The organism is Candidatus Ruminimicrobiellum ovillum, from assembly GCF_002392975.1.
Lineage (GTDB): Bacteria > Elusimicrobiota > Endomicrobiia > Endomicrobiales > Endomicrobiaceae > Ruminimicrobiellum > Ruminimicrobiellum ovillum.
The window spans coordinates 61,576-82,917 of the sequence record NZ_DGIC01000008.1 but is presented as its reverse complement, the minus strand read 5'-3'; the positions used below and the strand labels follow the sequence as shown (position 1 = coordinate 82,917).

The window sequence follows — 21,342 nt, the reverse complement described above, 5'->3', positions numbered from 1 at the left end:
AACGGGCTCGGTTTTTTCTCTTTAAAAGAATCCCCGCCATAGATATTTGTAAAATATTTTGAAAGTCCAAGTGTTTCTAAAATTTGTTTTGAAAATCTTTCGTCTTTGTTGGATAGTAATACTTTTTTTTGAGGAATTGTTGAAAGCATATCCGAAACATTTTTGTACGGTAAAGTTTTGTCCGTTAAATGTTTGGAATAGTTATCTTTAAACATTTTAACGGCCGTATCAAATTCCTCATCTTTAATGTCCGTTAAAACTGCTTTTACGAGTGCGGTTATTCCGCTACCCAGATAAGAAGCAACCTTATCTACGGATAGCGGACCAAAACCATATTCATGCCTTACAAAATTTACGGCATCCGTTAAATCGTATTTGGAATCTATTAATGTTCCGTCTAAATCGAATATAACAAGTTTTATTTTACTGTTTAAAACCATTTAATTATGCCGGGAATATATTCAACTTTATCCATATATTGCGGAACTATTCTTACGGTGTAACCGCAATGTCCTACCATTCTTGTAGGAGCTTCGATTTCATATATATATGTTCCGTCTTGTTCTTTCGAAACCATTTTCATATTTTCAAATATTTCATCGCTTAACACATTTTTCGTATTCAAGTAACCTTCATAAACTTGAACAAAAACATCTTCCGGAGCAATACCTGCCAAATTAACTCTGACTCTGATTTTTAACGGTTCACCTATTTTAATTGTTTTTGAACTTGTATTATCGTCTGCACTTATAATGGAAACCCTGTTCCAGTTTCTTTCTATATTACTTTGCCAATCTGCTTTTTTCTTTGCAAGTTCGTAGTTGTTTTCTTTCATTTTTTCGGTCAATTCCATAGACGGAACATAAAATTTTCTTGTATAATCTTCAATCATTCTGTTTGTATTAAACATAGGTCCTACTGTTTGCATACAAGCTTTCATTTTTGTTATCCAGCCTCTCGGCAAATCGTCTTGACCTCTGTCGAAGAATAACGGAATAATTTCTTTTTCCAACATTTCATATATTGATCTTGATTCCATTTCGTTTTGATATTCCAAATCGTTATAAGTATCCGTTGAACCTACAACCCAACCGTTTTCTCCGTTATAACCTTCACACCACCAACCGTCAAGCACACTGAAATTTATTGCGCCGTTAACCGCAGCTTTCATTCCGCTGGTACCTGATGCTTCCTGCGGTCTTAAAGGATTGTTCAACCAAATATCCACACCCTGAACCAAATAATGTGCAACGTTCATATCATAATCTTCCAAGAAAACTACTTTATATTTCAAGTCGGGATCGGAAGTTAAAGCAATTATACTTTTTATAATTTCTTTACCTTTATCATCTTTCGGATGAGCTTTACCTGCAATAATTATTTGAACGGGTTTTTCTTTGTTTGTAAGTATTTTTTTAATTCTGTCGAGGTTTCTGAATATTAAGTTACCTCTTTTATATGTAGCAAATCTTCTTGCAAAACCGATTGTTAATGCTTCAGGATCCAAAACTTCATCCGCATAAGCTACCATATGTTTTGAAAGTCCTCTTCTTTCCAACTGAGCTTTTAATCTGTTTCTTGCAAAAGATACAAGTCTTTCTTTTCTTCTTTCATGACTTCTCCAAAGTTCGGCATCGGGAATATCCGCAACTCTTTCCCACAATGTCTGATCTGAAGGTTCGTCTATCCAATCGTCTCCGATATATCTTTGGAATAAACCTGCAAATTCGTAAGATATCCAGGTGTTTGTATGAATACCGTTAGTAATGTGTGTAATAGGAATTTCTTTTCTTGGAAGTTCCGGCCAAACATTTTGCCACATTTCTCTCGATACGGTTGCATGCAATCTTGACACGCCGTTAGCTTTACCGCAAGCTTTAAGAGCAAGAATCGTCATTGAAAAATCTTTATCCATATTTTCAACTTTCAAATCTCTGCCTAAAGCCAAGAATTGTTCTCTTGATAATCCTAACTCTCTATATAAACTTTCGAAATATGTTGAAACAAGTTGTGAAGAAAACACTTCATTACCTGCAGGAACTGGAGTATGTGTTGTAAACACACAGTTTGCTTTAACAACTTTTTGTGCCTGCTCGAAAGATAATCCTTTGTTTTTCATCAACATTCTCATTTTTTCCAACAACAAAAATGCGGAATGTCCTTCATTGATATGTATTACGGAAGGATCTATATTTAAAAGTTCCAAAACTCTCATACCGCCGACACCCAACAACTTTTCCTGTTTAATTCTCATTTCTTTATCGCCGCCGTAAAGTTCGCCGGTAATTGTTCTGTCTTCAGCGGAATTTTTATCAAAATCCGTATCCAACAAATAAAGTGCAACTCTACCTACCTGTATTTTCCAAATTCTTGCAAATACTCTCGGTGAATGCGGTAATGATATTTCTATCGATAATGCATTTCCTTTTTCATCGGTCAAAAGTTGCATAGGCATACTGTAGAAATGATTTACTTTATATTCTTCTATCTGCCAACCGTCGATACTTAAATGTTGTTTGAAGTATCCGTTTCTGTATAACAAACCGATACCTACCAAAGGAAGTCCCATATCACTTGCGGATTTCAAATGATCTCCGGACAAAACTCCGAGACCTCCCGAATATATAGGCAAACTTTCATGAATAGCAAACTCCGTGGAAAAATATGCAATTTTTTTATCTTTGTATTCAGGGAAAGTTTTATCGAACCATGTAGGAACAGACATATATTTATCGAGTTCCGCTTTAACTAATTTCATATGTGAAATAAAACTTGTATCGTCTGCAAGTTCTTCCAATCTTTCCTGCTTTACAAGTCCCAACATTGCTTTCGGGCTGTGATAAGATTCTTCCCATACATCTCTGTCCAATCTTCTGAACAATTCCACCGCATCACTGTTCCAGCACCACCACATATTTTCCGAAATTGTTGCCAAATCTTTTAAGCTTTCAGGCAACGAAGGTGTAACTACAAAACTTTTCGCTTTTATCGCCGTAAAAGTTTCCTGATTTTCGTTAAATAAATCATTGTTTTTCAACATACTCTATATCTCCTTATAACAACTCTCTTATTATAACTTTACATATGCCCAAAACATTAAGGCAAGACACAAAGAAATAAGTTTTAATTGCCAATTATTTAATATCGCCTTTTTTATGTTTTTAAATTTTATTTTTTTCATAATATAGCCTTTTCGGTATATTTGTTTGTTAATACTTCCAACAAATTTTCACTGCTTACTTTTTCTATTTCTCCGTCAACACAAATCGATATATTACCGGTTTCTTCCGATACCACCAAAACTATAGCATCGGTAAGTGCCGATAATCCTATACCGGCTCTGTGTCTTGTTCCCAAATGTTTAACTTCTATTTCGGTACTTATAGGCAACACACATCCGGCAGCTTCTATTTTTTCATCTTTTATTATAACGGCACCGTCGTGAATAGGTGCTTTTGTATTAAATATCGATAACAACAATTCATGTGTTACTTTAGCATCCAATTTTATACCTGTTTCCGTATAATTTTTTAATCCCATATCTTTTTCAAGAACTATTAAAGCTCCCATTCTTATTCTGCTCATTTCTGTAGCGGCTTCAACAATTTCCGATATAAAATTCGATTTTATCTTTGTTCCCACAAAAAATAATTTACTTCCTATTTTAGCAAGAGCATATCTGATTTCCGACTGAAAAACAACTGCAAGTATAACAACCGCGGCAAGCCAAAACCTGCTCATAAGCCACGATAAAGTTTTTAAATGTAAAACATCCCTTGCTATAATGGTAATGGCAACAAGCACAATAAGACCTATAACGATTTGTATTGTTCTTGTTCCTTTAATAACAAGCAATATTCTGTAGAAAATATATGTCAATATAAGGATATCCAAAATGTTTACAATATAAACATTCCATATATGCGACACAAGTTCCATTATATTCCCCTTATAGAATTAACAACTTTTAAAGCATTAACGGTTTCTTTTACATCGTGCACCCTTAAAATATCGGCACCATTTATAACAGAAACAATATTTGCAATTGCCGTTGCAAGTTGTCTTTGACTGAAATCTTCCGTTCCCAACACTTTTGCCAAAAAACTTTTATTGGATAATGCCATAAGAACCGGAACATTTAAAGATTTAAATTCAAACAACCTTTTTATTATAAGCAAATTATCTTCAACAGTCTTACCGAAACCTATACCGGGATCAATAATTATTGACTCTTTATTTATCCCGTTATCCAAAGCAAAATCCAACTGTTTTGATAAGAAGTTAAATATATCACTTAATGTATTATTATATCTTATATTTTGTTGCATCGTCAAAGGGTTTTTCTTCATATGCATCAAAATTACGGCTGCTTTATTTTTTGCAACGATTTTTACCATGCTTTTATCTTTATATCTCAGTGCATAAATATCGTTTATAATATCCGCACCTTCGTCTAAAGCTGCTTTTGCAACTTCGGGTTTATACGTATCTACGGATACCGGCATTTTTGATTTTTTCCTGAACAATTTCAAAAACTTTTGTATTTTTTCCGTTTCTTGTTTAACCGGGACAGGTTTTGAACCCGGTCTTGTAGATTCCGCCCCCACATCAATAATATCGGCACCGTCTTTTTGCATTTGTAAAGCGGTTTCTACCGCAACATTTATATCTTCTATACCGTTTTTAAAAAAAGAATCGGGAGATAAATTTATTATACCCATCACAAGAGTTTTGTTTAATGCTATTTTTTTATTTGCACAAACTATTTGTTTTAATTGAAAAGAATTTATATCCGATATTTGTTTAGATAAAAGTTTTAAGCCGAACGGCTGTTCTTTAATTTTTGAAGTTAATTTTTCTATTTGGTTTTGGTTGGCACAGATAACAATATTAGATTTACCTTTTTTAAATAAAGACACATCTTTACTTACGGCAACATCACATCCGCAAGACAATGCTTCTTGTTTTAAAACACTTGCTGCTCTGTTATCTATATCTTCCACTATGAAAGAATTGCCGACAATTTTTTTTGCAAGTTTTTCATAAACATATTCATCGCATTTTGAACTTGCAACAATTTTTACTGCATCTTTTATGGTATCTGCTTTTACTTTTTTTACAATCATCTTCTTACAATTAGTAATTAAAAATTAGCAATTAGTAATTCACAAAATAATCTTTTAAAATCTCAAACAAAGGTTTTTTCCTTTGCAAAAAATCTAATTATTAGGTTTTCTTCCGAAAACTTTTAAACCTTTAAACCTTTCAACCTTTCAACTCTTTTAATTATTTCAACAATGAAAGGGCTTCGGATCTTGTTCTTGCATCTTTTAAGAATATGCCTCTCATTGCGGAAGTTATCATTTTCGCTCCCGGTTTTCTTACGCCTCTCATTGTCATACACAAATGTTCGGCCTCTATTACAACCATTGCACCTTTAGGTTGAACGGTTTTCATTATGGTATCGGCAATTTGTTCGGATAATCTTTCCTGCAACTGTAACCTGTGAGCAAAAGCTTCTACAACTCTAACCAATTTTGAAACGCCGACAATTCTGCCTTTTTTCGGTAAATATGCTATATGAACTTTACCTGAAAAAGGTAACAAATGATGTTCGCACATTGAATAAAGTTGTATATCTTTAACGATAACTATTTCTTCATATTCTTCCGTTTGATAATGAACCGAAATTATATTATCGATATCTTCGTTGTAACCGTCAAAAAACTCTTCATAAAATTCCGCTACTCTTTCTGGAGTTCTTTTTATACCTTCTCTCTTTGTATCTTCCCCGAAAGCTTCCAACATCATCGATACCGCTTTTTGAAATTTTTGTTTGTTAAATGATTTTTTTGTTTTATTTTTCTTCATTGTTATTTTCTTCTTTATTATCTATTTTTGCAAACAAATCGTTCTGAAAATTTTCTGTTTTGGTTTTTCTTACTTTTTTTACTTTTAGTTGTTCTTCTTTTTTATCTTCAACTTTTTCTTCTTGTTTAGGTTCTTCAGTCTTAGGCTCTTCTTGCTTTACGGGTTCCGGCTCAGCTTTAATTTCCGGCTCTTTTTTCTCTTGTTCAACAGGAGCGGGAGTTTCTTCTTTTTTAGGTTCAACATGTATAGGTTCCAACTCTTGTCCTTCCATTATCTTGTTAACCTGTTCACCGTTTAATGTTTCCCTTTCTATTAAAGCTTTAACCAAATTATCTAATTTGTCTCTGTTTCCTTCCAATATTTTTTTTGCTCTGTTTTTAGCTGTCGTAACTATATTTTTTACTTCTTCATCAATAAGTTCTGCCGTTTTGTTCGAATGTTTTTGTGTTCTTGAAATATCTCTTCCCAAAAATACTTCTTCACTGTCTTTTTCCAAAGCAAGTGTACCTATTTTATCGCTCATACCGAATGCAGTAACCATTTTCGTAGCAATTTGTGTTGCTCTTGAAATATCGTTTGAAGCTCCCGTGGTTATATCGCCAAACACAATTTCTTCGGCTACTCTGCCGCCCATAAGTATTGCAAGTCTTGCTTCGATTTCGGATTTTGAACTTAAAAATTTATCTTCCAACGGAACCTGTAATGTATATCCCAATGCTCTGCCGCTTGCCATTATAGTAACTTTATGAACAGGATCCGTGTTCGGAATCATTTTAGCAACAATCGTATGTCCTGCTTCATGATAAGCAATAATACTTTTTTCTTTATCCGAAATAACTCTTGATTTCTTTTGAGGTCCCGCCATTATTTTATCTATGGCTTCTTCAAAGCATTTCATTGTAACGGTTTCTAAATTTTTTCTTGCTGCAAGAAGGGCCGCTTCGTTTGTAAGATTAGCTAAATCCGCACCTACAAATCCCGGTGTTCTTCTTGCCAAAACTTTTAAGTCTACTTCTTTATCCACTTTAATATTTTTAACATGAACTTTTAAAATTTCTTCTCTGTCTTTTAAGTCGGGTGTATTAACTACAACTTGTCTGTCGAATCTTCCCGCTCTGAGTAGTGCCGGATCCAACACATCCGGTCTGTTTGTTGCAGCTATTATTATAACACCTTCTTTAGTATCAAATCCGTCCATTTCCACAAGAATTTGGTTTAATGTTTGTTCTCTTTCGTCGTTACCGCCGCCGAGACCTGCACCTCTGTGTCTTCCCACCGCATCGATTTCATCTATAAAAAGTAAGCATGGTGCATTTTTTCTGCCTTGTTCAAACAAATCTCTGACTCTAGATGCACCTACACCTACAAACATTTCCACAAATTCCGAACCGCTTGAAGAAAAGAAAGGAACGCCTGCTTCACCTGCAACCGCTTTTGCAAGCAAAGTTTTACCTGTTCCCGGAGCACCGGCAAGCAAAACCCCTTTGGGAATTTTTCCGCCGAGCTTTTGAAATTTTGAAGGATTTTTTAAGAACTCGACTATTTCCTGTAACTCTTCTTTTGCTTCTTCACAACCTGCAACTTCTTTAAATGTTATTTTTTTACCGTTATCCGCAAGCCTTGCTTTACTCTTGGCAAAAGTCATTGCTTGTTTTCCGCCTGCAGACATTCCTCTCATTATCCATAACCAGAAAAGTATTAAAAGAATTATCGGTCCCCAACTGAAAATCAAAGGACCGAGCCACCCGTTTTGTGCTTTACCGGAAAATTTTTGTACATTATTATTTTCCATATCCTCAACAAGTTTAGGATCTTCCAACGGAATTGTTTTAAACTTTTTTTGATTACCTTCCTTATCCGTAAACTCACCTTCTATCAATTCGGGAGTAACGACAGCATTTATAATTTTGCCTTCTTTGACGCTTTGTTTAAATTGGGAATACGGCATTTCCTCTATATTGGATTTTTTTGTAGAATTTTGCATAAATATCAACAATATAGCAGCCAAAACTATCCAAAAAGCAAAACCCCAAGAATCTTTTTTCTTCATTTTCATAAACTACACACCTCTTTATATAACACCTATGTATGGCAAACCTCTGTATTTACCGTCATAGTCTAATCCGTAACCGACAATAAATTCATTGTCTATTTCAAAACCGAAATAATCTATTTTGATATTTTTAAACTTTTCAACTTTTTTGTTTATTAAAGTGCAAATTTTTACACTGTTTGCTTTTCTTTTAATAAACAAATCTTTAACATACGAAAGTGTCCTTCCGCTGTCGCAAATATCTTCTACAAGCAAAATATCTTTACCTTTTATATCTTCAACAACATCACACAAAAATTTTATTTTCCCCGACGATTTTTTACCCTTGTATGATGCAACTCTTATAAAATCTATTTCAAAATCCACACTTAATTTTCTTATTATATCACTGCAAAAAACCACACTTCCCGACAAAACAGACACTACAACCAACTTTTTGTTTTTGAAATCTTTGTTTATCTGTTGTGCAATTTTTGTTACTTTATTTTTTATTTTGGTACTTGAAATTAAAACTTTTATCTTTTTCATTATTTTTTCAATATATTTTTATCTTTAAATTATAACGAAAAACAACATATAAATCAAGAACAAAACGCGAAACGTTTTGTTGGTTATAGGGTGATAAACTTTTTGCACAGCAAAAAGTTGGTGAATGGGTGAATGGAAAAGACAAAGACAATTAGTAATTAGTAATTTCGGTGTCCTTCGGACAAATATTTTATAGATTTCGGATCAAGTGGGTTGATTGACATAAAATATAAACTATAAGCTTTAAGCTCTAAGCTAAAATATTTTCAGTATTGCAAACTTAAGATATTCCGTTTCCGGCATAGATATCAGTATAGGATGATCTTTTGCCTGAGTTGAAAGTTCCAAAAATATTGCTCTTTTACCTGCTTTTGAAACTGCTTCCTGCAACATTTTTTTGAAATCGCTCATGGATAAATGATGTGAACATGAACTGGTAGCAAATATTCCGCCGTTTTTTAATAATCTTATGGCTTGCTCGTTAAGCTTTGCATAATGTTTGTAACCGGCATGAAAATCTTTTTTACTTTTGATTAGTCCTGGCGGATCTATATTAACAACTTCATAGTTTTCCGCTTGTGCCTGATGCGAACATATGTATTCTTGAGCATCGGCAACTATTGCATTAAAATCTTTGTATCCGTTAGCTTCATAATTTTTGTTTGCCATTTCAAGAGCAGGTCTTGAAGAATCTACAAATATAACTTCTTTTGCTCCGCCTTTTAAAGCATTTAGTCCGAAAGAACCTGTATGTGTAAAACAATCCAACACTTTTTTATCTTTACAATACTTTTGGAACAATTTTCTGTTATCTCTTTGATCGAAGAAAAAACCTGTTTTTTGTCCCGACTTTATGTTCACGTAATATTTTATATCGTTTTCTGTTATTAAAATATCGTCGGGGATTTTACCGGAATATATTTCGTTTTCGCCGGACAAGTTTTCAAGTTTCCTTAAATGGGAATCGTTTCTTACCATTATTCCTTTAGGTTTTATTACTTCTTGAACTGCATCCAATATATCATGTTTATTGTTATCCGCACCTGCACTGACAAATTGTGCAACGCAATAATCTTCGTACTTATCTAAAACGAAACCGCTTATATCATCACTTTCCCCGTAAACTACTCTGAACGAGTTTTGGTTAGGATACAATTGTTTTCTTAAATCGTAAGCTTTTTGTATTCTTTCTTTCCAAAATCTTGTATCAACAATTTCATTCTTTCTTGATATTAAACGAAAAGCAATTAAAGAGTGAGGATTATAAAAGCCTATACCGATAAAATTGTTGGAACTGTCATAACATTCCACAATTTCACCTATCTGCGGTTTGGCAAAGACATCTTTTATTTCATTGGAAAATACCCATTGATGTCCCGACTTTACCCTTTTTTCTTCACCTTTTTTTAATACTATGCTTTTCAATCTATACCTCTATACATCTATACTTCTGTCCCTCAATTTTTGCTTTGCAAAATTTTAGTATACCGGGAACTGTTTGCAAAGTGCCGTAACTTCTTTTTTAACTTCAGCTATAACTTCTTCGTTATTTATATTTTTCAACACTTTAATTATCCAATTTGCAATTTTGATAACTTCGTTTTCTTTCATTCCTCTTGTCGTAATTGCAGGTGTTCCGATTCTTATACCTGAAGCTATCATAGGCTTTGCCGGATCGTAAGGAATTGTGTTTTTGTTTGCTGTTATTCCTGCTTTTTCCAATGTTATTTGTGCATCTTTACCTGTAACATTTAAAGGTCTTAAATCTACTAAGAACATGTGTGAATCCGTTCCGCCTGAAACTATTCTTAAACCGCCTTCTGCCAATGTTTTTGCAAACACTTTAGCATTTGCTGCAACTTGTTTTTGATATTCTTTAAATGAAGGCTGTAATGCTTCTTTAAATGCAACTGCTTTTGCTGCTATAACATGCATTAAAGGTCCGCCTTGTACACCGGGGAAAACAGCAGAATTTATTTTCTTTGCCAAATCTGGGTTGTTGGTCATAATGATACCGCCTCTCGGGCCTCTCAATGTTTTATGTGTTGTTGTTGTAACTACATCCGCAAAAGGAACCGGTGAAGGATATACTCCCGCAGCTATAAGACCTGCATAGTGAGCAATATCTGCCATAAAGTATGCACCTACTGAATCAGCTATTTTTCTTATTCTTTCCCAATCCCATATTCTTGAATATGCACTTGCACCCGTAACTATCATTTTAGGTTTACATTCTTTTGCTATTTTTTCCAATTCATCATAATCTATAACTTCCGTATCTTTGTTTACTGTATAAGGAACAATTTTAAAGAATTTACCTGAAAAGTTCATCGGATGACCGTGAGATAAATGTCCGCCGTGATCCAAGCTCATACCCAAAACGGTATCTCCGGCTTGAAGCAATGCCATAAATGTTGCCATGTTTGCTTGTGCTCCGGAATGAGGTTGAACATTTACAAATTGGCATCCGAACAATTGTTTTGCTCTTTCTATAGCCAAAGTTTCTACTTTATCTACAAATTCGCAACCTCCGTAATATCTTCTTCCTGGATATCCTTCGGCATATTTATTTGTCAAAACAGAACCTTGTGCCTGCATAACGGCTTTTGATGTATGGTTTTCAGAAGCAATAAGTTCAATATTATTTTCTTGTCTTTGATGTTCTTCTTCAATAATGTTTGCAATTTCCAAATCAACTTTCTTTAAATCTTCCATGTTATACTCCTATATCAAAAATTTTATTATAAATTATCTTATGATTATATAATATTTACAGCAAAAAAAATAGGAAGATTTTTATTCTTCCTATTTTTAAATATCTTTAACAACGAGATCCCGTATCAAGTACGGGATGACAAACCTATTTTTCACTAATTATTAATTACTAATTACTAATTTCTAATTGTTTTATATGTATTCCAACAGTTTCTTACAATCCAAACAGCCTTTTCTTATAACAACATACGGGAACTTCACCATATCTATAACCGTTGATTCAAACGAAAATTCACATTTACCGCCGTCAACTATCAAATCTATTTTGCTGTCAAAATAATCTATCGCGGTTGCTGCGGTTTTTGCACTGTCTTTACCTGAAACATTTGCCGATGTTGTCATTAAAGGAATATCATACTTTGCCATAATATCCAAAAGTATTTTACAGTTCGGTATTCTTACACCTAAATTGTCTCTGCCGCCTATCAACATTTTACCAAGTTCGGTGGTAGGCAAAATTAAAGTTAATTGTCCGGGCCAAAACTCCATTACGATTTTATCTATACCTTTAGGAAATATAACAAACTGTTTTAATGTTTCAATGTTGTCCGACATCAATATTAAAGGTTTTCTTGCTGCCCTGTGTTTAAGTTTATATATTTGTTTTTGACCTTCAAAATTAAACACACTTGTCATTATTCCGTAAACGGTATCCGTAGGCAACACAACTATACCTTTGTTTTTCAAAATATCGTTTGTCGTTTCTATAATAAATTCGTTACTTTCTTTTTTTGTACTTATTATTTTCGTTTTCATTTTACCTATTCTATATTAAATTCTTTCGGACCTGCAGAAACTTCTTTTGCTATCACTTCTTCTTGTTTTATTTTACCTTCGGTTTTATATTTTGAAAGTTCTGCACATATCGATCCAACGGGAATTTTGGATTTCATTTGTACCGGCATTTTTCTCTCATCGTTTGTTACCCAAACTTTCAGTTTACCTTTAGCTTTAAATATTCCGGCATCTTCTCTGAGCATAGGTTGTAATATTAAACAATCAAAAGTTCCCGCTTCAACTTTAACTGTTTCTCTGCCTATAACCTTAGTTTTTAATGGCCATGTATCATCACCGGAATGAGCTTCAAAAACATATTCTTTCCCTACTTCCAAATCCATGGTTCTCATAAAATATAAAGAAGATATTACATCCTGTACCCATTGAACGGTATCACCGTATTTCATTGTTCCGTCATCGTTTCTTGCAAATCTTGCATTTTGGTGATTAAAATCAAGCTGCTCAAACTTTTTCCAACCGCCTTCGGAAATGTTGGTAAGATATCTTAAAGAACATAAACTTTCGGTATCTATCCAAGATTGGTTTGTATCTCTTACTTTAAAGAAAGTATCGAAAAACGGAGCGGATTTTGCTTCCGAATATATATGATATGCTGTTCTTCCGTTAACATCTTCTAACCCTTTAATTTCCAATGTTCCTTTCCCTACTTTAACGAATTTCCAATAAACATCGAAAACCAAATTTTCTTTTTCCGGCAAGTTACCGCTTAATTGTCTCCATTGAAAATCGGGACTATACTCAAAAAATTCTTTTGTTGCGGAAACATTTGTGTTTTTTTGAGCATAAATAGGTAATGTTATAAGTACCGCCATTATTACAAATTTAATTTTTTTCATAATCATTTTTTATAACCTCCACCGTTTGACTTAAACTTCTTACGATTGCTAAAGGTTTTTGTTTTTCATCTTTCACTTTTGCGAACTGCTTTTTGCCGTGTCCCGTAAGAACCAAAATTCCTTTCCCGCCGAAATTGTAACCGAAGATGTAATCTCTTATGCTGTCGCCTATCATATAAGATTTTTTAAGATCTATGTTTAACTCTTTTGCCGCTTTCAGAGCCATCCCGATTTTCGGCTTTCTGCAATCACAGTTATCATTCGGACCGTGCGGACAATAGTACATTCCATCAACTTTCACTTTCAATTTCTTTAGCATCTCTATTAATTTAGAATTGATTTGTTTCAATTTTGTTACAGTAAAATATTTTCTTGCAATACCGGACTGGTTTGTTACTATAACAATTTTGAATCCCATCTCTCTAAATTTTAGCAGAGGTTTTTCTATATGTTTATATAATTTTAATTGTTTTACATCACTTAAATAGTTTCTATCGTAATTTATTGTTCCGTCTCTATCTAAAAAAATTGCCGGTGATAACTCTTTTTTATTTTTCATTGTTTATACCCAATAAAGATTTTATTTCTTTTTCAAATTTTTCTTTTCCGCTGTCAAAAGATATCGAAACATTAAGCACATATATTTTTTTTTGCATTTCCTTGTTTGTTACTTCATTTATTTTTACGGCATCTTTTGCGGTTGTTATAATCAACTCATTATCAGCTAAATTATTTATAACATCGGATATATTTTTTGTTACATATTTATGATGATCCGAAAAAATAATTTCCTCTTTTATTTTTAAACCCAATCCTGAAACAGTATTTATAAAATTATCGGGAGAACCTATTGCCGAAACAGCCGCAAAACGATTATTCCTTCTAAAATCTTCGATATCTTCTATTTTAGAATTATCGGACATATTTATTATTTCATAATTTTTGCAGGATGTTTCTAAAGGTAACTCTCTTGTTATTCTAACAATTTCTTTCTTTATACCGTTTAGTTTATCTTCATTAACTAAATTACAATTTGTTAAAGCAATAAGTTTTGCTCTTTTAAGTGCCGATTTTCTTTCTCTTAAAATACCGGACGGAATAGTCATACCGTTACCGAACGGATTTAAAGAATTTACACAAACTATATCCAAATCTCTTTTTAGTTTCCAATGTTGGAAACCGTCATCCAAAATAAAAACATCAGGGTTAAATTGTTTTGCAAAACTTACACTTCTAACTCTATCTGCACCTACTATTATAGGGCAATTTACAAGTTTTGCCATCATGTAAGGTTCATCACCCGAAACCGAAATATCAGCCAGAATTTTATTTGTATCTCTTACGACAACATTTCTTCTTGAACTGTTTTTTCTGGCATATCCTCTGGATAATATTACCGGCATTTTTCCCAAACTTAAAATATATTTGGCAACTTCTATAGTCATGGGAGTTTTTCCGCTGCCGCCCCACGTAACATTACCGATACTTATGACAGGCTTATTTAACTTTTTAGATTTCGTTAAAAATCTGTTAAGTTCGGATAACAAATAATAAATTATTGACAACGGATACAATAAATATTTAAGCATTTAATATACTCTCGTATATTTTGGTAAGGTTTTCAACAAATTTCTGTTTTGTAAAAGTTTCTTTAACAAAATTATGACCGGCAATACCCATATTTTCAGCGAACTCTTTGTCATCTGTTATCTTTTTAATTGCATCAATTAATTTTTCAACATTTCTCGGCGGGATAAGTATTCCCGTTTTACCGTCTATTACAGTTTCCGGATTTCCGCCTATGGTTGTTGTAATTACAGGTATTTGTTTAAATTGCGCTTCAAGATTTACATTCCCGAAACCTTCCGTATCACAAGACAACAAGCAAAATATGTTCATCGTTTTCAAATATTTGGGAATATCCGATTGGTAACCGACAAAATAAACAATATCATCAACTTTAAATTTTTTTGCATAATCTTCCTGCAACTTTTTGCCGGCACCGTCACCTACAATAACACATCTGATATCGGGATATCGTTCTTTTAATTTTGCTACGGCTTCTATGAGATATTGTTGACCTTTACCTTCCAAAGATACAATATTTGATACCGTTCCTATAACAAACTTATTTTCCAAATTATATTTTTTTATTACATCGCTGCAATCAACTTCTTTTTCAAACTTTTCCGTATCAAAAGCGTTATACAAAACACTTACTTTTTGTTCGGGTGCATTTTCATATTTTATTAAATTGTTTCTAACGACTTTTGAAACGGTTAAAACTTTATCCGCAATTTTGTAGTGCCATTTCGCATACCATTTGTGTCTTGTATCTTGTCTTCTGTGAAGAACAACTTTTATATTTTTAAAAAACAGTTTCATCAACAAGGCCGTCCAATAAAGTTTACCTTGATGAACATGAAGTATTTTTATATTTTCTTTTTTTATGATTTTTATTAACTTTATTACTCCGGTGGGAGTAAATGTGCCCCTGCATGTAAAATCCGCAACGCCGACACCTTTCTTTTTTGATTCTTCATAAAGAAAACTGTTTTTCGGAGCGGCAACCACAGGTTCAAACTTTTGGCTTAACTCTTTTAAACTTGTTGCCGTAAGTAAAGTTTGTTTTTCTGCTCCGCCTATTGTTGTAGATGAAAACAAATGTAAAACTTTTATTTTGTTCATACTATAAAATCTTTTTAACTAAAGAAACATATTCTGCGCTTGTTGCTTTAAAAAAGGCTTCACAATATTTTGTATTTTTACCTTTTACGACAGACCAATATTTAGATATTGATTCTGCCATGGTAACATAATCTCTTGTTGCGGTTTGAGTTTTGTAACAATCTATTGCCTGTCTTTTTTGTTCCCAATGCTCACTGATATCAACAACAACATTAGGTATTAATGTAGTCCATACGGAATAAGCATATACCAAACAATTTATAGCTTTATTTTTATATGCCTTTGAAAATGCTCTCGAGATTGCGACATGATCTTGATGATTATCTATCATAAAAGGTAAAAAAACCATATCCGGTTCTACTCTGTTAAACAGTTCCGTAAGTCTTTCGGCAAGCAAACTTGTATTCTTATATAAAGATCTTATATCAAATTGCAAAAAATGATTTCTTCTTGAACCCAACAATTTTGCTGCATCTTTTGCTTCATACAATCTTTTTTCTCCGCCGGAAGTACAAAAAGCTATTTCAAGTTTTCCGCCGGCTTTTGTATGTTTAATAAGAGTTCCGCCGCATCCGATACTTTCGTCATCTTGATGTGGAGCAATTACCAACATCTTTTTGCCCGGCAACTCTTCCTCCAAAGGTATCGAGTATTTTAAAAAAGGTTGTATATATTCATACATTCTGAAAACACTTCTGTAACTTGCATATTTCATAAAATCCTCTTAATTTTATAATCCTTGAGAGATTATATATAAAAACACTGTCTTTTATCAAAAAAAATTAATAAATTGTAATATCGGAACCTGCTTTCAATTCCGCTATTAATTTATCGTATTCTATTTGTATGTTTTGTTTATATAACAAATCAGACAGAGAATCTTTAACATCGTCAAATTCTATGGGCATTTTTGCTTTCTTTTCTTCTACTCTGAAAAAATGATACCCGTTAGTTGTTTGTATAGGCTTTTTATTATAATCTCCCACAGGTAATGCAAAAACAACTTTTGCAACTTCCGGCGTGACATCTTCTCTTAAAACAAAACCCAAATCACCTTTTTTTTGTCTGAGTACCTGGTCATCTGAATATTTTTCCGAAAGTCTTGCAAAGTTCATATCCTGTAAAGATAATTCTTTTTTCAGTTCTTTGATTTTTTCGTTAACTTCCTTCTTTTGCTCTTTTGTAAAACTATCGGAATATTTTATAAATATTTGTCTTATTTTAACCTGTTCTCCGTAAGTTCTTTTTAAATTGTTTGCAACGGATGAAACAAGTTTATCTTCCTGTATTGAAAGTTCCAAATCGAGGCCTTTTATTTTCGACATAATATTATTATAAAAAGTTTTCACTTCTTTTTCGTTAGGATTTTGAGTTCTGTTTTTAATTTCCGCAGATACATACTTTATTTTCATCAATGATTCTTTTACTTCGCTTTCAAATTCTTTTTTTGTCAGTCCCTGCATTTTAATATCATTTTCAAAATCTTTTTCCGTTCTAAAATTCGATTTTATATTATTCATTGCTGTTTGTATTTCATCTTTTGAAACTTCAACATCGGCTTTTTTTGCAGCATCTATAAGTAAAATTTCTTCTATTTTTTGGTTAACTATTTTATTTGCGAGAGCTTTAACATTTTCTTCCGTCTTTTGTTCTTCCGGTAAAGAAGCAAAATCCTGTTGCAATATTTTATTAACAAACGTTTTTGTTATATTTTTACCGTTAACGGTTGCTATAACATCGGACTTTTCTTCTGCATTAACAAAAGTTGTTAAAAATACAAATAACGACATTACTACAAAAAGTTTTTTCATTTTACATTCTCCAATATATCAGTTGCTATAATATCTTTTGCACTGTTTTTTTTGATTATTATATGATTCTGTAACGGTCTGGGACCTATTTGAGAAGGATCGGTATTACCGTACAACGCAATACATTTTATTCCCAAACTTGCTGCCAAATGCATTGTACCGGAATCTATTCCGATGAACATTTTTGCTTTACTTATCATAGCGGAAAGTTCAACAAGTCCGTTTTCCGGGCAAAATAGTTTCACATCTTTAGATACATATTTCATTATTTTCATTACGGATTCTTTTTCCCATGCGGCACACACAACAACAACATTCTTTTTCATCTGTGCAAGTTTGTTTAAAGTTTCAATCCAAACTTCTTTTCTTAAACATTTTTCCTGTCTTCTTCTGCTTGCGCCGAACGATACAATTATAAAATCTTTATTTAACATTCCGTTATCTTCAAGCCAAAAAGAAACTTTAACATCATTTTCTCTATCGATATTTAAAATATTCAAATAATCTTTTTGAACATTATCCAAACCTACGGCTTTTGCAAGTACAATATTATTATTTAAAGAAGGAACTCCTATTTTCTCCACTTTTTCGGTCAATAAAAAACTTAAGCTTGCGGTTTTGAAACCGATTCTGTTTTTTATTTTTGAAAAATATGCCAAAAGTAACGTTTCGGGTGATTCGGAAAACAATACTGCCGTATCAATATTTTCTTTTCTTATATCCGCAATTAAATCTATTTCAGACCCGAGTGAACCGACTTTCAAAAAGATTTTATCTACAAGTTTTGTGGATTCCAATAAATTTGCAAGATTTTTTCTTGCCACGCAATAAATTTTTATATTCGGATATTTTTGCCTTGCAGCTTTTAACACAGGCAAACTAAATAAAAGGTCTCCCAATTGGTTCATATGAAAAAATATTATTTTATCCATTCTTTTATTTCCTCGAAAACAACATCAGGTTTTATTTGTTCCAAACATTTTTCTTTATTGAACTTACATTTACCTCTGCACGGACTACAATCTAAATTTGACGATATCACTTTTGAATTATTCCCGTAAGGTGCGGTTTCTTTTATATCCGAACCTCCGAAAATAAAAACATTTTTTATACCTATAGCATTTGCCAAATGCATTGCACCGGTATCTGCACCAACGGCAATTTCACATACAGATAAAATTCCCGCCAATTCTTTTATGTTTGTTTTGCCGCACAAATCAATTATGTTATCACTTTTTATTTTACCATAATCGGACTGCGAACCTAAAACAACAATTTTTATATCTTTATTTAAAGATTTTATCATATCCGTCAAAACAACATAATTGTTGCTTTTCCAAGTTTTTGTTTTTCCTCTGGAAAAAGGAACAAATGCAATAATTTTATCATCTTTTTCTATACCATGTTCATTCAATATTTTATATGGAACGGTATCAATTTTTATATTGAAAGAAGGTTCATATTTTTCACTTGTAATGTAACTTAAGGAATTAAGATTTCTAATTACGGCATTTTCGTTTTTATTTCTTTTATAAGGTTCTTTTATAAAAAGCCAACTTAATTCTTTCATTCCGCTGACACCGATTTTTCGTTTTGCTTTTAACAACTTACAAAATACAGCCGTTCTTAAAAGGCCCTGCAAGTCTATAACCAAATCATATTTTTCTTTATTACAATCTTTAAGCACTTTAAAAAAAGCTTTTATTCCGCCTTTCCTGTCCCAACATTTTATACTGTTAATATCAGGGAATAACTCAACAACTTGTTTCCATTGAGAGAAAACAAGCCAATCTGTTAAGCTATCTTTCCATTTGCTTTTGATAGCTTGAATTATAGGATTTGCCTGAATAATATCACCAAACGAGCTTGGTTTTACAATTAGTATTTTCATAATAAAAATATCTTTAATAAATATATTATCATTATTTTACCAAAATAAAAAACATATTGAAATATTAATCTTTTTGTGTTATACTTTTATGACTTTATGAAAAAATTAAGAGACCTTCTTAGAGAACTAAGAAGAAAGGTTACTATTGTCTTTATTCATCATGGAAGAATTAAACCGATAAAATTTAATTTTTCCGTTCTTTTTCTTTTGGTTGTTTTTGCAGGTTGGACAGGAATGACTTTATGGGCAGGTTTTATATCGGGCAAACATATAGATTATTTAGCGGTAAAAGCCGATAATAAAATAATGAAAGTAAGAATGTTATTCTTCGCAGATCAAATAAAAAAATCAACCGAAATGTTAGCACAGGTAAAACAAAACGATGATCATATTCGTTCTCTTTTAGCAATGGATTCTAAAAGAATAATAATAGAAAACGGTTTGGGATCCGGCGGACCTACACCTGTAGAATCAAGTGCTTTATCTATGTTGTTGTCCGGAAAAATAGACGGTATCGATTACCAGGAAATATCAAGACAAACTTTTGAATTGCTTGAAGAATACAAAGCATCAATGAAAAGTTATTCGGAAGTTATAAATCACATTTCAAAACAGAGAGAAATGTTCAGATATACACCTTCGATATGGCCTTGTAAGGGAATAATATCTTCTTCTTACGGCATAAGATTTCATCCGATATTCAGAACAAGATTTTTTCACCCGGCTATAGATATTGCAAATAAAAAAAATACTCCGATACTTGCAACTGCAGACGGAGTAGTTGCTTTTTCCGGTTGGTTAAGAGGTTACGGAAACGTTATAACCATAGAACACGGAAAGAAATACAGAACGGTTTATGCTCATCTTGCAAAATCTTTGGTTAAAAAAGGTGAGTTTGTAACCAAAGGTCAAGAAATTGCAAAAATGGGTAATACCGGAAGATCTACCGGTCCTCATGTACATTATGAATTGCACTTAAATAAAAGGCCGATAAACCCAATGAAATATTTAGGCAGTTATTTAGATTAAGGAATTAATTATGAGTAATAAGAAAAATAGAAAATTATTTGATACAATAGAAACGTTAATCGGAAACGGAACAACTTTTAAAGGTGATATTACGGTTTCAAACAGTTTAAGAATTGATGGTGTTTTAATCGGGAATGTTAAAGAAGCTGCAAATGTTATAGTCGGCGAAACGGCTCAGGTAAAAGGCAACATCAATGCAAATTATGTAGTTATAGACGGAATTGTTGAAGGTAACATCACTGCAGGAGAATGTATAGAGTTGTTAACAAAATCAAAAGTAACCGGAGATTTAACAACCTCTATTTTATCTATAAACGAAGGAGCTGTTTTTAAAGGTAAAAGTTTGATGCTTGAAAAAGAAGAAAACATTGAAGAAAATATATAAAAGAGGGCAACACTATTATGATGAATTTTTTTAGAAAACACAAAGTAGCAATTATATTAGTAATATTGATAGGTTTTTTCGGAGGAACTTTTATAGCCGGTTTCGGAGTGTCTACATTCGGAAACAGTGCATCTTCTTTTGATACTGTTGCTGTTATTAACGGTAAAAAAATTCCTTATAAGTATTACTACAGTTTATATAATAGTACCCTTGGTTCATTGAGACAATCCGGACAAGAACTTACCGATGAATTAATAAAACTTACACAAAATCAAATATTAAGAACATTAGTTCAAGACGAACTTATTTGGCAACAGACAAAAAAATACGGTATAACCGTAAGTGATAACGAACTTGCACAAGATATTCAAAGTTATCCTTACTTTTTAAATGCAAACGAACAATTCGACAGCAGGAATTATTATCAATTTTTGAATAATTTAAGGATGTCGCCTAAAGATTTTGAATCTTTACGAAGAAAGCAAATTGCTGCAAACAAATTACAACTACTCGTAGCTTCTGCAACTCAAGTAACAAAATCGGAAATGGAATCATTGGGCAGCAGCAACATACCTGAATTAACACAAATTAAAGCTAACGAAATTTTAAACGATTGGTTTGATACGGTAAAGAAAAACTCGAAAATAGAAATTTTGTTGGATGACAACAGAGCTTAA

Annotated in this window: 21 protein-coding genes; 3 read left to right on the top strand and 18 right to left on the bottom strand. The window is 32.6% G+C overall.

Translation table 11 applies throughout. The features are described from left to right. From B2Y85_RS02920 to B2Y85_RS02835, 18 genes are all read right to left on the bottom strand, one after another. Positions 1 to 440, bottom strand: a 440-nt coding sequence (locus B2Y85_RS02920; protein ID WP_372518976.1) for an HAD family hydrolase, incomplete at its 3' end; no start/stop codon positions are given. Continuing rightward, positions 431 to 3,040: an alpha-glucan family phosphorylase gene (glgP, locus tag B2Y85_RS02915; RefSeq protein WP_372518975.1), complete on the bottom strand. Its 2,610-nt coding sequence runs from the start codon at positions 3,038 to 3,040 to the stop codon at positions 431 to 433. The genes glgP and B2Y85_RS02920, both read right to left, overlap by 10 nt. 137 nt (positions 3,041 to 3,177) lie before the next feature. Continuing rightward, positions 3,178 to 3,939: a diadenylate cyclase CdaA gene (gene cdaA, locus B2Y85_RS02910; protein ID WP_372518974.1), complete on the bottom strand. Its 762-nt coding sequence runs from the start codon at positions 3,937 to 3,939 to the stop codon at positions 3,178 to 3,180. Continuing rightward, entirely contained in the window at positions 3,939 to 5,126 is a 1,188-nt protein-coding gene (folP, locus tag B2Y85_RS02905; protein ID WP_372518973.1) for a dihydropteroate synthase, read from the bottom strand. Before folP ends, cdaA begins: the two co-directional genes overlap by 1 nt. Before the next feature lie 160 nt (positions 5,127 to 5,286). After that, positions 5,287 to 5,871 (bottom strand): GTP cyclohydrolase I FolE, encoded by a 585-nt coding sequence (gene folE / locus B2Y85_RS02900; protein ID WP_372518972.1) that lies wholly within the window; start codon positions 5,869 to 5,871, stop codon positions 5,287 to 5,289. Next, positions 5,858 to 7,921, bottom strand: a complete 2,064-nt coding sequence (ftsH, locus tag B2Y85_RS02895) for an ATP-dependent zinc metalloprotease FtsH (RefSeq protein WP_372518979.1) — start codon at positions 7,919 to 7,921, stop codon at positions 5,858 to 5,860. Before ftsH ends, folE begins: the two co-directional genes overlap by 14 nt. A 21-nt stretch (positions 7,922 to 7,942) precedes the next feature. Further along, positions 7,943 to 8,452, bottom strand: coding sequence for a hypoxanthine phosphoribosyltransferase (gene hpt, locus B2Y85_RS02890; protein ID WP_372518971.1), 510 nt, complete (start codon positions 8,450 to 8,452; stop codon positions 7,943 to 7,945). Between the two features lie 255 nt (positions 8,453 to 8,707). Continuing rightward, positions 8,708 to 9,877 carry a class I SAM-dependent rRNA methyltransferase gene (locus tag B2Y85_RS02885; RefSeq protein WP_372518970.1) on the bottom strand — a complete coding sequence of 390 codons (1,170 nt, stop codon included), beginning with the start codon at positions 9,875 to 9,877 and terminating at the stop codon, positions 8,708 to 8,710. Positions 9,878 to 9,931: 54 nt separating this feature from the next. Beyond that, entirely contained in the window at positions 9,932 to 11,167 is a 1,236-nt protein-coding gene (gene glyA, locus B2Y85_RS02880) for a serine hydroxymethyltransferase (RefSeq protein WP_372518969.1), read from the bottom strand. Between the two features lie 192 nt (positions 11,168 to 11,359). Beyond that, complete coding sequence (locus B2Y85_RS02875) at positions 11,360 to 11,983, bottom strand: L-threonylcarbamoyladenylate synthase (RefSeq protein WP_372518968.1); 624 nt, start codon at positions 11,981 to 11,983, stop codon at positions 11,360 to 11,362. Positions 11,984 to 11,988: 5 nt separating this feature from the next. Continuing rightward, positions 11,989 to 12,867 carry a DUF3108 domain-containing protein gene (locus B2Y85_RS02870; protein ID WP_372518967.1) on the bottom strand — a complete coding sequence of 293 codons (879 nt, stop codon included), beginning with the start codon at positions 12,865 to 12,867 and terminating at the stop codon, positions 11,989 to 11,991. Beyond that, entirely contained in the window at positions 12,848 to 13,420 is a 573-nt protein-coding gene (gmhB, locus tag B2Y85_RS02865; RefSeq protein ID WP_372518966.1) for a D-glycero-beta-D-manno-heptose 1,7-bisphosphate 7-phosphatase, read from the bottom strand. Before gmhB ends, B2Y85_RS02870 begins: the two co-directional genes overlap by 20 nt. Further along, positions 13,410 to 14,450, bottom strand: a complete 1,041-nt coding sequence (lpxK, locus tag B2Y85_RS02860; RefSeq protein WP_372518965.1) for a tetraacyldisaccharide 4'-kinase — start codon at positions 14,448 to 14,450, stop codon at positions 13,410 to 13,412. Before lpxK ends, gmhB begins: the two co-directional genes overlap by 11 nt. Then, entirely contained in the window at positions 14,443 to 15,549 is a 1,107-nt protein-coding gene (locus B2Y85_RS02855; protein ID WP_372518964.1) for a glycosyltransferase family 4 protein, read from the bottom strand. Before B2Y85_RS02855 ends, lpxK begins: the two co-directional genes overlap by 8 nt. A gap of 1 nt (position 15,550) precedes the next feature. Then, the gene (locus B2Y85_RS02850; RefSeq protein WP_372518963.1) at positions 15,551 to 16,264 is read right to left on the bottom strand and encodes a PIG-L deacetylase family protein; all 714 of its coding nucleotides are present in this window, start codon (positions 16,262 to 16,264) and stop codon (positions 15,551 to 15,553) included. Positions 16,265 to 16,331: 67 nt separating this feature from the next. Continuing rightward, positions 16,332 to 17,360 carry a peptidylprolyl isomerase gene (locus B2Y85_RS02845; protein ID WP_372518962.1) on the bottom strand — a complete coding sequence of 343 codons (1,029 nt, stop codon included), beginning with the start codon at positions 17,358 to 17,360 and terminating at the stop codon, positions 16,332 to 16,334. Then, complete coding sequence (locus B2Y85_RS02840) at positions 17,357 to 18,292, bottom strand: glycosyltransferase family 9 protein (protein ID WP_372518961.1); 936 nt, start codon at positions 18,290 to 18,292, stop codon at positions 17,357 to 17,359. Before B2Y85_RS02840 ends, B2Y85_RS02845 begins: the two co-directional genes overlap by 4 nt. Further along, on the bottom strand, positions 18,280 to 19,251 hold the full coding sequence (locus B2Y85_RS02835; RefSeq protein ID WP_372518960.1) for a glycosyltransferase family 9 protein: 972 nt from the start codon (positions 19,249 to 19,251) through the stop codon (positions 18,280 to 18,282). Before B2Y85_RS02835 ends, B2Y85_RS02840 begins: the two co-directional genes overlap by 13 nt. A gap of 96 nt (positions 19,252 to 19,347) precedes the next feature. Here B2Y85_RS02835 and B2Y85_RS02830 point away from each other — a divergent pair, with 96 nt between their 5' ends. From B2Y85_RS02830 to B2Y85_RS02820, 3 genes are read left to right on the top strand one after another with little or no spacing between them, the layout of a single operon-like run. After that, positions 19,348 to 20,280 (top strand): M23 family metallopeptidase, encoded by a 933-nt coding sequence (locus B2Y85_RS02830; RefSeq protein WP_372518959.1) that lies wholly within the window; start codon positions 19,348 to 19,350, stop codon positions 20,278 to 20,280. A 10-nt stretch (positions 20,281 to 20,290) separates the two neighbouring features. Next, the gene (locus tag B2Y85_RS02825) at positions 20,291 to 20,665 is read left to right on the top strand and encodes a bactofilin family protein (RefSeq protein WP_372518958.1); all 375 of its coding nucleotides are present in this window, start codon (positions 20,291 to 20,293) and stop codon (positions 20,663 to 20,665) included. A 17-nt stretch (positions 20,666 to 20,682) separates the two neighbouring features. Next, entirely contained in the window at positions 20,683 to 21,342 is a 660-nt protein-coding gene (locus B2Y85_RS02820) for a SurA N-terminal domain-containing protein (protein ID WP_372518957.1), read from the top strand.

What these genes read in the sequence shown, in the direction of transcription:
- glgP (WP_372518975.1), bottom strand. Translation starts at nt 3,040, where the DNA reads ATGTTGAAAAACAATGATTTATTTAACGAAAATCAGGAAACTTTTACG.
- cdaA (WP_372518974.1), bottom strand. Translation starts at nt 3,939, where the DNA reads ATGGAACTTGTGTCGCATATATGGAATGTTTATATTGTAAACATTTTG.
- folP (WP_372518973.1), bottom strand. Translation starts at nt 5,126, where the DNA reads ATGATTGTAAAAAAAGTAAAAGCAGATACCATAAAAGATGCAGTAAAA.
- folE (WP_372518972.1), bottom strand. Translation starts at nt 5,871, where the DNA reads ATGAAGAAAAATAAAACAAAAAAATCATTTAACAAACAAAAATTTCAA.
- ftsH (WP_372518979.1), bottom strand. Translation starts at nt 7,921, where the DNA reads ATGAAGAAAAAAGATTCTTGGGGTTTTGCTTTTTGGATAGTTTTGGCT.
- hpt (WP_372518971.1), bottom strand. Translation starts at nt 8,452, where the DNA reads ATGAAAAAGATAAAAGTTTTAATTTCAAGTACCAAAATAAAAAATAAA.
- glyA (WP_372518969.1), bottom strand. Translation starts at nt 11,167, where the DNA reads ATGGAAGATTTAAAGAAAGTTGATTTGGAAATTGCAAACATTATTGAA.
- B2Y85_RS02875 (WP_372518968.1), bottom strand. Translation starts at nt 11,983, where the DNA reads ATGAAAACGAAAATAATAAGTACAAAAAAAGAAAGTAACGAATTTATT.
- B2Y85_RS02870 (WP_372518967.1), bottom strand. Translation starts at nt 12,867, where the DNA reads ATGATTATGAAAAAAATTAAATTTGTAATAATGGCGGTACTTATAACA.
- gmhB (WP_372518966.1), bottom strand. Translation starts at nt 13,420, where the DNA reads ATGAAAAATAAAAAAGAGTTATCACCGGCAATTTTTTTAGATAGAGAC.
- lpxK (WP_372518965.1), bottom strand. Translation starts at nt 14,450, where the DNA reads ATGCTTAAATATTTATTGTATCCGTTGTCAATAATTTATTATTTGTTA.
- B2Y85_RS02855 (WP_372518964.1), bottom strand. Translation starts at nt 15,549, where the DNA reads ATGAACAAAATAAAAGTTTTACATTTGTTTTCATCTACAACAATAGGC.
- B2Y85_RS02850 (WP_372518963.1), bottom strand. Translation starts at nt 16,264, where the DNA reads ATGAAATATGCAAGTTACAGAAGTGTTTTCAGAATGTATGAATATATA.
- B2Y85_RS02845 (WP_372518962.1), bottom strand. Translation starts at nt 17,360, where the DNA reads ATGAAAAAACTTTTTGTAGTAATGTCGTTATTTGTATTTTTAACAACT.
- B2Y85_RS02840 (WP_372518961.1), bottom strand. Translation starts at nt 18,292, where the DNA reads ATGGATAAAATAATATTTTTTCATATGAACCAATTGGGAGACCTTTTA.
- B2Y85_RS02835 (WP_372518960.1), bottom strand. Translation starts at nt 19,251, where the DNA reads ATGAAAATACTAATTGTAAAACCAAGCTCGTTTGGTGATATTATTCAG.
- B2Y85_RS02830 (WP_372518959.1), top strand. Translation starts at nt 19,348, where the DNA reads ATGAAAAAATTAAGAGACCTTCTTAGAGAACTAAGAAGAAAGGTTACT.
- B2Y85_RS02825 (WP_372518958.1), top strand. Translation starts at nt 20,291, where the DNA reads ATGAGTAATAAGAAAAATAGAAAATTATTTGATACAATAGAAACGTTA.
- B2Y85_RS02820 (WP_372518957.1), top strand. Translation starts at nt 20,683, where the DNA reads ATGATGAATTTTTTTAGAAAACACAAAGTAGCAATTATATTAGTAATA.